Origin of the sequence: Citrobacter sp. RHBSTW-00859 (genome assembly GCF_013729795.1) — a bacterium.
GTDB classification, from domain to species: Bacteria; Pseudomonadota; Gammaproteobacteria; order Enterobacterales; family Enterobacteriaceae; genus Citrobacter; species Citrobacter braakii.
Window position 1 is genome coordinate 5,001,153 of the sequence record NZ_CP056284.1, and the last position, 12,389, is coordinate 5,013,541.

Below are 12,389 nucleotides of genomic sequence, written 5' to 3' on the forward strand. Positions count from 1 at the left end.
AATAGCGCTCTACGGGGCGCTATTGAGGAGCGATTATGTCTTTTCATGATCCGCTAACGCTAAAACTGAGCCTGCGTGAAAAATTCGCCTACGGAGTGGGTGACTTCGGCTCAAATTTGATGCTGTGTATCGGCACGCTGTATCTGCTTAAATTTTATACCGATGAACTAGGGATGCCGGCGTATTACGGTGGGATTATCTTTTTGGTGGCGAAGTTCTTCACCGCTTTCACTGATATGTTGACCGGTGTGTTGCTGGACTCAAGGCGTAATATTGGCGCAAAAGGGAAATTCAGGCCCTTTATTTTGTATGCATCATTTCCTGTTGCTGTCGTTGCCAGCGCGCAGTTTTTAGCGACAGATTTTACGCTAACGGTGAAAACCGGACTGGCGACAGTGTTGTTTATGCTGTTCGGGCTGTTCTATAGCCTGATGAACTGCTCCTACGGCGCGATGGTGCCCGCGATCACGAAGAACCCGCATGAACGAGCTCAGCTCGCCGCCTGGCGTCAGGGCGGAGCTACCGTAGGCCTGTTACTGTGTACTGTTGGCTTTATGCCTATTCAGGCGCTATTTGTTAGTTCACCTTCGCTGGGTTATCTGATTGCCGCACTGATCTTCTCCGTTTGCGGACTGTTCAGCATGTGGTGGTGTTTTAGCGGTGTGAAGGAACGCTATATCGAGATCGTGCCGGATCACCATAAGCCCAGCATTCTCAAGTCGTTCTGCGCCATTTTCCGTAACCCTCCACTGCTGGTGCTGTGTGTCGCCAATCTGTGCACGTTGGCGGCATTCAACATCAAGCTGGCGATCCAGGTGTATTACACCCAGTACGTACTCAACGATATTCATCTGCTGTCGTGGATGGGTTTCTTCAGCATGGGATGCATTCTGGTTGGGGTACTGCTGGTTCCCACAGCTGTAAAACGCTTCGGTAAAAAGCAGGTTTACCTCGGTGGCCTGGCGCTATGGGCTATCGGTGATGTGCTGAACTTTTTCTGGGGCAGTACGTCATTTTTATTCGTCACGTTCTCTTGCATGGCCTTCTTCGGAACCGCTTTTGTTAACAGTCTAAACTGGGCACTGGTTCCGGATACAGTCGATTATGGCGAATGGAAAACGGGGATCCGTGCAGAAGGTTCGGTGTATACGGGTTATACCTTTTCTCGCAAAATTTCTGCTGCGCTCGCAGGCTTCCTGCCGGGCATCATGCTGACGCAAATCGGTTATATCCCCAATATAGTCCAGAGCGATGCCACACTGCTTGGTTTGCGTCAGCTTATTTTCCTCTGGCCTTGCGGACTTGCAATTATTGCAGCACTCACGATGGGCTTCTTTTATAAGCTCAACGAGACTCGTTTTGCTTTTATTATTGAGGAAATCAGCCAACGGAAGAAAAACAACATCCAACCGGACCCTATTACTAATAAAAAGAACACCTCTGCTGTAAACGTATAAAAATAATTGCCGCCTATTCCATCCCAATGGATGGCGGCCTCCCTACGCGTAAAAAATGGATTTATCATGAAAAAATTAACGACAATAATTCTCTTATCCTCTGTGGTATCAACCTCTGCTTTCGCTGGAGCCTATGTAGAAAACCGCGAAGCATATAACCTGGCATCCGACCAAATGGAGGTCATGCTGCGCGTTGGCTATAACTCCGATATGGGTGCGGGTATCATGCTTACGAACACCTACACTATGCAACGCAAGGATGAGTTAAAACACGGCTATAACGAAATAGAGGGTTGGTACCCGTTATTTAAACCAACAGATAAATTAACAATCCAGCCTGGAGGGTTAATAAACGATAAGAGTATTGGCTCAGGCGGTGCTGTTTATCTGGATGTTAACTATAAATTTACACCGTGGTTTAATCTTACCGTGCGTAATCGATATAACCATAATAACTACAGTTCAACCGACCTAAACGGTGAGCTGGATAATAATGATACCTATGAAATAGGCAACTACTGGAACTTTACCATTACCGATAAATTTTCCTATACCTTTGAACCGCACTATTTTATGCGAGTCAATGACTTCAATAGCAGCAATGGAAAAGATCATCACTGGGAAATTACCAATACCTTTAAGTATCGTATCAATGAACACTGGTTACCCTACCTTGAATTACGCTGGTTAGATCGCAATGTTGAACCATATCATCGCGAACAAAACCAGATTCGTGTTGGGGCAAAGTATTTCTTCTAATTCTCCTGATGATAAAAAAAGCCGCTGAAATCAGCGGCTTTTTTATGCTTACCTGAGAAAGAGCGTTAATTACTCTTCTTTCGCGCCACGCATTGCACGGCGACGATCGTTTTCAGTCAGGTGACGCTTACGGATACGGATAGAGGTTGGGGTAACTTCTACCAGTTCGTCGTCATCGATGAATTCCAGAGCCTGCTCCAGAGTCATCTTAACCGGCGGAACCAGAACCGTTGCTTCGTCAGTACCGGACGCACGCATGTTGGTCAGTTTCTTACCGGTCAGGCAGTTTACTGTCAGGTCGTTAGAGCGGCTGTGAATACCGATGATCTGGCCTTCGTAAACTTCAGCACCGTGACCCAGGAACAGCTTACCGCGGTCCTGCAGGCTGAACAGTGCGAACGCAACTGCTTTACCCTGGCCGTTGGAGATCAGTACGCCGTTCTGACGCTGACCCACATCACCCGCACGAACATCGTCGTAGTGGCTGAAGGTGGAGTACAGCAGACCGGTACCGGAAGTCATGGTCATGAATTCTGAACGGAAGCCGATCAGACCACGGCTTGGGATCACGTAGTCAAGACGTACGCGGCCTTTGCCATCTGGATTCATGTTTTTCAGGTCGCCTTTACGCTCACCCAGAGCCTGCATGACAGAACCCTGATGCTGCTCTTCTACGTCCAGCGTTACGTTTTCGAACGGCTCTTGTTTACGGCCGTCGATTTCGCGGAAGATTACTTTCGGACGGGAAACCGCCATTTCGAAACCTTCACGACGCATGTTCTCGATCAGAACAGACAGGTGCAGCTCACCACGACCGGATACACGGAACGCATCCGCATCTTCGGTTTCTTCAACGCGCAACGCAACGTTGTGCACCAGCTCTTTGTTCAGGCGGTCAAGGATCTGACGAGAGGTAACATACTTACCTTCTTTACCACAGAACGGGGAGGTGTTTACGCAGAAGAACATGGTTACGGTCGGTTCATCAACGGACAGAGCCGGCAGCGCTTCGACGTTCTGCGGGTCGCAGATGGTGTCGGAGATGTTCAGTTCGCCCAGACCGGTGATCGCGATGATATCGCCCGCTTCGGCAATATCACTCTCGATACGTTCCAGACCCAGATGGGTCAGAACTTTACCGACTTTACCGTTACGGGTTTTGCCTTCGCTATCAATGATAGTGATCTGCTGGTTCGGTTTAACTTTACCGCGTTTGATACGGCCGATGCCGATTACGCCAACGTAGTTGTTGTAGTCCAGCTGAGAGATTTGCATCTGCAGCGGGCCATCAAGGTCTACGCTTGGAGCCGGAACACGATCAACGATGGTCTGATACAGCGGAGTCATGTCTTCAGCCATATCTTCGTGATCCAGACCTGCGATACCGTTCAGCGCTGAAGCGTAAACGATCGGGAAGTCCAGCTGCTCGTCGGTAGCGTCGAGGTTAACGAACAGGTCAAATACCTGATCAACAACCCAGTCAGGACGCGCGCCAGGGCGGTCAACTTTGTTGATAACAACAATTGGCTTCAGGCCATGGGCAAAGGCTTTTTTGGTCACGAAGCGCGTCTGCGGCATCGGACCATCCATTGCATCCACCACCAGCAGCACGGAGTCGACCATGGACATTACACGTTCAACTTCACCACCGAAGTCGGCGTGCCCTGGGGTATCAACGATGTTGATACGGTAGTCATTCCATTTGATAGCGGTGTTTTTAGCGAGGATGGTAATCCCACGCTCTTTCTCCAAATCGTTGGAGTCCATCACGCGCTCTTGGGTTTCAGCACGTGCATCGAACGTACCGGATTGTTGGAGCAGCTTGTCTACCAGGGTCGTTTTACCATGGTCTACGTGCGCGATGATGGCGATGTTACGCAAATTTTCGATCACAACTTTGCCTCAGGCATTTTAGAAATAGCGCGTTATTGTACACGGATTAATCGCAGTACAAAACAGGATCACAAACATCCTCCGCAAACAAGTATTGCAGAGTTTCTTTGTGATCACATTCACGGAGCGTTAAAAGGGGTAATCTGACATGCTTTGCACCAATATGGTGCTTAATGTTCACATTAAAGCACTATAATGGTGCAATACAACCTTCATGGTGCAGCCCCTTTGCACGATAGTGCGCATGATAACGCCTTTTAGGGGCAATTTAAAAGTTGGCACAGATTTCGCTTTATATTTTTTACGGCGACACGGCCAATTTTTTGCAGAATTGAAGACTTCGTTACCACGACGACCATGACCAATCCGGGAGAGTAAGTATGTCCGCTGAACACGTTTTGACGATGCTGAACGAACACGAAGTGAAGTTTGTTGATTTACGCTTCACTGATACCAAAGGTAAAGAACAGCACGTCACTATTCCTGCTCATCAGGTAAATGCCGAATTCTTTGAAGAAGGCAAAATGTTTGACGGCTCCTCAATCGGTGGCTGGAAAGGCATTAACGAATCAGACATGGTTCTGATGCCAGATGCGTCTACTGCACTTATCGACCCGTTCTATGAAGAGTCCACCCTGATCATCCGTTGCGATATCCTGGAACCAGGTACGCTGCAGGGCTACGACCGCGACCCGCGCTCCATCGCTAAACGCGCTGAAGAGTATCTGCGTTCTACCGGCATTGCAGACACCGTTCTGTTCGGGCCTGAGCCAGAGTTCTTCCTGTTTGACGACATCCGTTTCGGCGCGTCCATTTCCGGTTCCCACGTGGCTATCGATGACATCGAAGGCGCATGGAACTCCTCCACCAAATACGAAGGTGGTAACAAAGGTCACCGTCCTGGCGTGAAAGGCGGTTACTTCCCGGTTCCTCCGGTAGATTCTTCTCAGGACATCCGTTCTACCATGTGTCTGATCATGGAAGAAATGGGCCTGGTTGTTGAAGCGCATCACCACGAAGTGGCGACCGCAGGTCAGAACGAAATCGCGACCCGCTTTAACACCATGACCAAAAAAGCGGACGAAATTCAGATCTACAAATATGTGGTTCACAACGTCGCTCACCGTTTCGGTAAAACCGCGACCTTTATGCCAAAACCTATGTTTGGCGATAACGGTTCCGGTATGCACTGCCACATGTCTCTGTCCAAGAACGGCGTAAACCTGTTCTCTGGCGACAAATATGCGGGTCTGTCTGAGCAGGCGCTGTTCTACATCGGCGGCGTAATCAAACACGCTAAAGCGATCAACGCCCTGGCTAACCCAACCACCAACTCTTACAAGCGTCTGGTCCCAGGCTACGAAGCGCCGGTAATGCTGGCTTACTCTGCCCGCAACCGTTCTGCTTCTATCCGTATTCCGGTAGTGGCTTCTCCGAAAGCGCGTCGTATCGAAGTGCGTTTCCCGGACCCGGCTGCTAACCCGTACCTGTGCTTCGCAGCACTGCTGATGGCTGGCCTTGACGGTATTAAGAACAAGATCCACCCAGGCGAAGCCATGGACAAAAACCTGTACGACCTGCCGCCGGAAGAAGCGAAAGAGATCCCACAGGTTGCTGGTTCTCTGGAAGAAGCACTGAAAGAACTGGATCTGGACCGTGAGTTCCTGACTGCAGGCGGCGTGTTCACCAATGAAGCGATCGATGCGTACATTACGCTGCGTCGCGAAGAAGATGACCGCGTGCGTATGACTCCGCACCCGGTAGAGTTTGAGCTGTACTACAGCGTTTAATTAGTACCAATACTCCGTAGATTTCTTGTTGCGACCCACGCGGCTGTAGCAAGAAAAATATAGAGTCTTTAAGTTGCCGTGGAACTTTTAGCCCATCCCAGGATGGGCTTTTTTCTCCACTAACAACCTGCTTCCTCGCGCTTTTTTGATGTAAAAAGCTATAATGCACTAAATTGGTGCAACACTTTTCAGGAGACTGCTGAATGGCAACCGGCACGCTGCCCGATGCTGGGCAGATCCTCAATTCTTTAATCAACAGCATCTTACTCGTCGACGATGAGCTGGCGGTACATTACGCCAACCCGGCGGCACAACAGCTGCTCGCCCAAAGCTCCCGCAAACTGTTTGGTACCCCACTTCCCGATCTGTTGAGTTATTTCTCCTTAAACATCGGGCTGATGCGAGAGAGCCTGGAAGCAGGCCAGGGCTTTACGGATAACGAAGTGACGCTGGTGATAGATAGCCACTCACACATCCTCTCTGTGACCGCTCAGAGGCTGCCTGATGGCCTTATCCTGCTGGAGATGGCGCCAATGGATAACCAGCGCCGTCTGAGCCAGGAACAGCTCCAGCACGCCCAGCAGATTGCTGCCCGCGATCTGGTGCGTGGCCTGGCGCACGAAATTAAAAACCCGCTGGGTGGATTACGCGGCGCGGCGCAACTGCTCAGTAAAGCGCTTCCGGACCCGGCGCTGACCGAATATACCAAAGTCATTATTGAGCAGGCCGACCGCCTGCGTAATCTGGTCGACCGTTTGCTGGGACCGCAACAGCCGGGAATGCACGTCACGGAAAGTATTCACAAAGTGGCGGAGCGCGTGGTAGCGCTGGTCTCGATGGAGCTGCCGGAAAACGTCACGCTGATTCGTGATTACGACCCGAGTCTGCCTGAATTACTGCACGACCCGGACCAGATCGAGCAGGTTTTGCTGAACATCGTGCGCAATGCTTTGCAGGCGCTGGGACCGGAAGGCGGCGAGATTATTCTGCGTACCCGCACCGCGTTTCAGCTCACGCTGCACGGTATGCGTTATCGTCTGGCGGCGCGGATTGATGTTGAGGATAACGGCCCGGGAATTCCCTCGCATTTGCAGGACACGCTGTTCTACCCAATGGTCAGCGGTCGCGAAGGCGGTACCGGCCTTGGATTATCCATCGCCCGTAATTTGATTGATCAACATTCCGGCAAAATTGAATTTACCAGTTGGCCGGGTCATACCGAGTTCTCGGTTTACCTGCCTATCAGGAAATAAAGGTGACGTTTATGCAACGAGGAATAGTCTGGGTAGTTGATGACGATAGTTCCATCCGTTGGGTGCTTGAACGTGCGCTCGCAGGGGCAGGACTAAGCTGCACTACATTTGAGAGTGGTAAAGAGGTACTGGACGCGCTGGCCAGCAAAACGCCGGACGTACTGCTGTCGGATATCCGTATGCCGGGCATGGACGGCCTGACGCTGTTAAAACAGATCAAACAGCGGCATCCGATGCTTCCGGTCATCATAATGACCGCACACTCCGATCTGGATGCTGCCGTCAGCGCCTACCAGCAAGGGGCGTTTGATTATCTGCCCAAACCTTTTGATATTGATGAAGCCGTGGCGCTGGTCGAACGCGCCATCAGCCATTATCAGGAACAGCAGCAACCGCGTAATGTTCAGATCAACGGCCCAACAACCGACATCATCGGCGAAGCACCGGCAATGCAAGACGTCTTTCGCATTATTGGTCGCCTGTCCCGTTCTTCAATCAGCGTATTGATTAACGGAGAGTCCGGGACCGGTAAAGAGCTGGTCGCCCATGCGTTGCACCGTCATAGCCCGCGCGTCAAAGCACCGTTTATCGCGCTGAACATGGCTGCTATTCCGAAAGATTTGATCGAGTCTGAGCTGTTTGGCCATGAAAAAGGGGCGTTTACCGGGGCGAATACGATTCGTCAGGGGCGCTTTGAACAGGCAGACGGCGGCACGCTGTTCCTCGATGAAATTGGCGATATGCCGCTGGACGTGCAGACGCGTTTATTGCGCGTATTAGCCGATGGACAGTTTTACCGCGTTGGCGGTTATGCGCCTGTGAAGGTGGACGTACGTATTATCGCCGCTACGCACCAGAACCTGGAACTGCGGGTGCAGGAAGGCAAATTCCGTGAGGACTTATTCCATCGCCTGAACGTCATCCGGGTGCATCTGCCGCCACTGCGCGAACGTCGGGAAGATATCCCACGCCTGGCGCGTCATTTCCTGCAGGAGGCCGCCCGCGAACTGGGAGTAGAAGCCAAGCAATTACACACTGAAACCGAGGCGGCGCTCACCCGTCTGTCATGGCCGGGAAACGTGCGTCAGCTTGAGAATACCTGTCGCTGGTTAACCGTAATGGCCGCCGGACAGGAGGTACTCATTCAGGACTTACCGACCGAACTGTTTGAAACCACCGTGCCTGACGCACCGTCCCATATGCAGCCAGACAGCTGGGCAACCCTGTTGGCACAGTGGGCGGATCGGGCATTACGTTCCGGTCATCAAAACCTGCTTTCAGAGGCTCAACCGGAGATGGAGCGCACGCTGCTGACCACTGCGCTACGCCATACCCAGGGGCATAAACAGGAAGCGGCACGGCTGCTCGGTTGGGGCCGTAATACCTTGACGCGAAAGTTAAAAGAACTCGGAATGGAGTGACGATCGGTCACTGTGTAAAGATTGATAATTGAGCGCAAATTGCTGCTATTTTGCGCTTTACTGTTCCGATGAGTTAAGTATGATCGTGCCCGGCAAACGGGGGGAAGTCATCATGCTGGAATCAATGATAAATCTGCTATCGAGCGGTGCAGTTGAAAGCCATACGCCACAAACTGCGGTTGCCGCCGTGCTGTGTGCGGCGCTGGTTGGGCTGTTCAGCTAGCGGGTTTGTCGGGTGGCGCTTCGCTTACCCGACCTACGTATTGAGATTTCGTAGGCCCGGTAAGCGAAGCGCCACCGGGCAACCCGGCTAAATAACGCGCGAGAACTGCTGCAAACGCGCTTTCTGGCGCAGATATGCATCGAAGCACATGCAAATATTACGAATCAGCAGACGCCCCTTCGACGTAACCTGAATCCCCTTCTCATCCACATCCACCAGCCCATCTTTCGCCAGCGGCGCCAGCAGTTTCAGGTCTTCGGCAAAATAGTCAGCGAAGTTCAGATCCCATTGTTGTTCCACGGCAGCATAGTCGAGGCGGAAATTGCAGATCAGGAGCTTAATAACATCCCGACGAATGCAGTCGTCGCGGGTCAGGGCAATTCCGCGCCACAGCGCATTCCCCTGCTCGTCTACCTGCTGGTAATAGTGCTTCAGCTCTTTCTGATTCTGCGCGTAGTTGTCGCCAATCATACTGATGGCCGATACGCCCATCCCCAGCAGATCGGTATCCCCCTGGGTGGTATAGCCCTGGAAATTGCGATGCAAAACGCCCTCGCGTTGAGCAATGGCCAGTTCGTCATCCGGGCGGGCAAAGTGATCCATGCCAATGAACTGATAGCCAGTTTCGGTCAGTGAAGAGATGGTCTCCTGCAGGATATCCAGCTTCTGCTGCGCGCTGGGCAGGTCGGCATCTTTAATCTTGCGCTGGGCAGCAAACAGCGTCGGCAGGTGCGCGTAGTTAAAGACGCTCAGACGGTCTGGATTCAGCTCAGCCACGCGTTTCAGGGTAAAGGCGAAGCTCTCTGGCGTCTGTTTTGGCAGGCCATAAATCAGATCGATATTCGTTGAGGTAAAGCCAATCTCCCGCGCATGATTCAGCAGCGCAAAGATAAACTCCTCATCCTGCTCACGGTTCACCAGGCGCTGGACTTCTTTGTTGAAGTCCTGCACTCCCATGCTCAAACGGTTAAAACCTTCAGCGCGTAAATGATCAAGGACATCCAGCTCGATTTCACGCGGATCCACTTCGATCGAGATTTCGGCATCGTCGTTAAAGTTGAAATTGCCACGCAGCAGTGACATCAAACGGCTGATTTGCGCTTTATTCAGATACGTTGGCGTGCCGCCGCCCCAGTGCAGCTGGCTGACATGGCGTCCGGCGAACAGCGGTGCGCGATGGATAATTTCTTGTTCCAGGGCATCGAGATATTGATCTGCTTTATGCTGCTGGCGAGTCACAATCTTGTTGCAGCCACAGAAGTAGCACAGTTTGTGGCAGAACGGGATGTGAACGTACAGCGAGAGCGGACGCTCAGGATAACGCGCCACGGCCTTTAGAAATGCTTCTGTGCCGTAGTCTTCAGAAAACTCCAGCGCGGTCGGGTACGAGGTATATCGTGGCCCGGAATAGTTATATTTCTGGATCAGGGCCAGGTCCCAGTCTATTAACTGCTCTGACATGCTCACTCCTTCCGATGGCGTCTCTGGCGGGTACGGCGTACCGGCTTAACCCCAGTGCGGGTGATAAGCCGGTTGCGCAGCCACTTCTGTCGCCGCGACAACCGCTGTAGTTTAACGAATAACCACACCAGATAACATATAACCGGAAGGGTTATAAGCAGGACGGGAAGACCCACGGTGTAAAACCGTTAGTTGCCGCCTTTCAGCAGACGCATCATGTCTTCCTGCTTTTCTTCCTCTTCCTCTTCTTCCTCGTCATCGTAAGAAAGACCCAGCTTTTGCATCAGCTCATCGATGCGGTCCAGCTTGGCATCAACCCAGGTCTGATCTTCCGCGCTCAGGGTTTCTCCTGCTTCAAGACGCTCCAGCAGCGCATCCAGGCGCTCATCTGTTTCCAGTAAATCCAACTCAGCCTGTGGTGAAAGCATAGGTTTCTCACTCTTCGGTTTGTGCTGTTTGGTGACTTTTTCGGTCACGCCCAATGGAATGGGGTTTTTGCTGCCAATACGAGGATCTTTTTGCTTATTTTGGTTTCCGCCACCAGATGCGCCTTCGCTACCGGACGCACGGCTACCCGCCGCATGACCACGGTGTTTTTTCTGGCGCTTACGGTCGCGAGCTTCCTGATTAATTTCTTCGCGTGTTTTACGACGCGCTTTTGCAGGACCTTTACCGCGTGGTGTAGAAGTTGGTTTCATCATGATTCGTCTTTGGCTGTTTTATTCAGTATATAATTGCGCCGGAATCTAGCAGAAATAAAGAAAAAAGGCGACAGAGTAATCTGTCGCCTTTTTTCCTGACTCTCAACCCTTACGGGCTCTACAATCCCTGTTGGCTATCAACACACCCTGTTTTTCCCTTAGCCTGAAACATTCCGTGTTGTTTCCATTTCCTTTTACTAACGTCTCCGGACGTTTGTCTCCCTGACAATCCTGTGTCTTCGCCTCCTGGCGCTCCTGACCCTCATCCTGAGTCGACTATCCTGTCAGCTTCCTCGCTATGGGCGCTACTTTACCGCTTTGGTTTAAACGTACAAGTAACCTGGGTAACAATTTCGGACTTTAAGAATAGTGCCTTATCTTAACTATATGATTTATTTTAGTTACGTCATTTTTTACTCTGTCATCTCGTATAGAAACTATCGGCAATGTCTCACAAAGTGCGAGGTTTTTACTTACATAGCCTACGCGTCGAAAAACCAGCCTTTTGCTGGGGTTCAGGTATAATCGCTGCAAAGCCCTGATTGATGGAGAGGACTGCTTTGACTAACTTGAATTATCAACAGACGCACTTTGTGATGAGTGCGCCTGATATTCGCCACTTACCTTCCGATACCGGTATCGAAGTGGCTTTTGCTGGCCGTTCCAACGCAGGCAAATCCAGTGCGCTAAATACCCTGACGAATCAAAAGAGTCTGGCGCGTACATCTAAAACGCCGGGTCGTACTCAGCTCATCAACTTGTTTGAAGTCGTTGACGGCAAACGCCTGGTCGATTTGCCAGGATACGGTTATGCCGAAGTTCCGGAAGAGATGAAGCGCAAATGGCAGCGCGCGCTGGCTGAATATCTGGAAAAACGTCAGAGCCTGCAAGGTCTGGTGGTATTGATGGATATTCGTCACCCGCTAAAAGACCTCGACCAGCAGATGATCCTGTGGGCGGTTGAGAGCAACGTTCAGGTTCTGGTACTGCTGACTAAAGCAGACAAGCTGGCCAGCGGTGCGCGCAAAGCCCAGTTGAATATGGTACGTGAAGCCGTACTGGCATTTAACGGTGATGTACAGGTAGAAGCATTTTCATCACTGAAAAAACTGGGCGTGGACAAACTTCGGCAGAAGCTGGATAGCTGGTTTAGTGAACTGGCGCCGATTGAAGAGATGCAGGACGGGGAGTAACCCACCGATATGCCGGATAGCGCCGCTGCGCGTCTTATCCGGCCTACAGCCTGTACGAAACTTTTCTTTCGCACAATAAAAAACGCCCCAGTCATTACTGACTGGGGCGGCTAAAATATTCAGCCAAATCCGATTACGTGAAGTAAAAGGTCTGAAAGATAGAACATCTTACCTCTGTACCCTACGTGAATAACTTTACTCTTTTTTGAGCAGCTCAGAAAGCACTTTTTGTAATTTT

General features: G+C 51.2%; 11 protein-coding genes and 1 pseudogene. 7 read left to right on the plus strand and 5 right to left on the minus strand.

Going from position 1 to position 12,389, the window contains the following annotated elements; genetic code table 11:
• Positions 1 to 35 precede the first annotated feature (35 nt).
• Together HV302_RS25180 and ompL are read left to right on the plus strand one after the other, a co-directional pair.
• A complete protein-coding gene (locus HV302_RS25180) occupies positions 36 to 1,457 on the plus strand; it encodes an MFS transporter (protein ID WP_016155165.1) in 1,422 nt (473 codons plus the stop codon).
• A 66-nt stretch (positions 1,458 to 1,523) separates the two neighbouring features.
• On the plus strand, positions 1,524 to 2,216 hold the full coding sequence (gene ompL, locus HV302_RS25185) for a porin OmpL (RefSeq protein WP_019077945.1): 693 nt from the start codon (positions 1,524 to 1,526) through the stop codon (positions 2,214 to 2,216).
• 69 nt (positions 2,217 to 2,285) lie between these two features.
• On the opposite strand, the gene typA is transcribed toward ompL, so the two are convergent.
• A complete protein-coding gene (gene typA / locus HV302_RS25190) occupies positions 2,286 to 4,109 on the minus strand; it encodes a ribosome-dependent GTPase TypA (RefSeq protein ID WP_008786988.1) in 1,824 nt (607 codons plus the stop codon).
• A gap of 380 nt (positions 4,110 to 4,489) precedes the next feature.
• Here typA and glnA point away from each other — a divergent pair, with 380 nt between their 5' ends.
• From glnA to HV302_RS25210, 4 genes are all read left to right on the plus strand, one after another.
• Positions 4,490 to 5,899 (plus strand): glutamate--ammonia ligase, encoded by a 1,410-nt coding sequence (glnA, locus tag HV302_RS25195; protein WP_003028638.1) that lies wholly within the window; start codon positions 4,490 to 4,492, stop codon positions 5,897 to 5,899.
• A gap of 203 nt (positions 5,900 to 6,102) precedes the next feature.
• The gene (glnL, locus tag HV302_RS25200) at positions 6,103 to 7,152 is read left to right on the plus strand and encodes a nitrogen regulation protein NR(II) (protein ID WP_016155163.1); all 1,050 of its coding nucleotides are present in this window, start codon (positions 6,103 to 6,105) and stop codon (positions 7,150 to 7,152) included.
• 11 nt (positions 7,153 to 7,163) lie between these two features.
• Complete coding sequence (glnG, locus tag HV302_RS25205) at positions 7,164 to 8,573, plus strand: nitrogen regulation protein NR(I) (RefSeq protein ID WP_016155162.1); 1,410 nt, start codon at positions 7,164 to 7,166, stop codon at positions 8,571 to 8,573.
• Positions 8,574 to 8,685: 112 nt separating this feature from the next.
• Positions 8,686 to 8,796 (plus strand): YshB family small membrane protein, encoded by a 111-nt coding sequence (locus HV302_RS25210; RefSeq protein ID WP_003028631.1) that lies wholly within the window; start codon positions 8,686 to 8,688, stop codon positions 8,794 to 8,796.
• Between the two features lie 87 nt (positions 8,797 to 8,883).
• On the opposite strand, the gene hemN is transcribed toward HV302_RS25210, so the two are convergent.
• The 3 genes and pseudogenes from hemN to HV302_RS25225 all read right to left on the minus strand — a co-directional run bounded on the left by hemN (position 8,884) and on the right by HV302_RS25225 (position 11,309).
• On the minus strand, positions 8,884 to 10,257 hold the full coding sequence (gene hemN, locus HV302_RS25215; RefSeq protein ID WP_016155160.1) for an oxygen-independent coproporphyrinogen III oxidase: 1,374 nt from the start codon (positions 10,255 to 10,257) through the stop codon (positions 8,884 to 8,886).
• A gap of 188 nt (positions 10,258 to 10,445) precedes the next feature.
• Positions 10,446 to 10,955 (minus strand): Der GTPase-activating protein YihI, encoded by a 510-nt coding sequence (gene yihI / locus HV302_RS25220; protein ID WP_019077947.1) that lies wholly within the window; start codon positions 10,953 to 10,955, stop codon positions 10,446 to 10,448.
• A 105-nt stretch (positions 10,956 to 11,060) separates the two neighbouring features.
• Positions 11,061 to 11,309, minus strand: a pseudogene (locus HV302_RS25225) (hypothetical protein).
• Between the two features lie 209 nt (positions 11,310 to 11,518).
• Here HV302_RS25225 and yihA point away from each other — a divergent pair.
• Positions 11,519 to 12,151 carry a ribosome biogenesis GTP-binding protein YihA/YsxC gene (yihA, locus tag HV302_RS25230; protein WP_005121851.1) on the plus strand — a complete coding sequence of 211 codons (633 nt, stop codon included), beginning with the start codon at positions 11,519 to 11,521 and terminating at the stop codon, positions 12,149 to 12,151.
• 119 nt (positions 12,152 to 12,270) lie between these two features.
• Here the strand turns inward: yihA and HV302_RS28695 are convergent, their stop codons facing one another.
• Positions 12,271 to 12,318, minus strand: a complete 48-nt coding sequence (locus HV302_RS28695; RefSeq protein WP_071892919.1) for a spot 42 RNA, inhibition of DNA synthesis — start codon at positions 12,316 to 12,318, stop codon at positions 12,271 to 12,273.
• Positions 12,319 to 12,389: the final 71 nt, after the last annotated feature.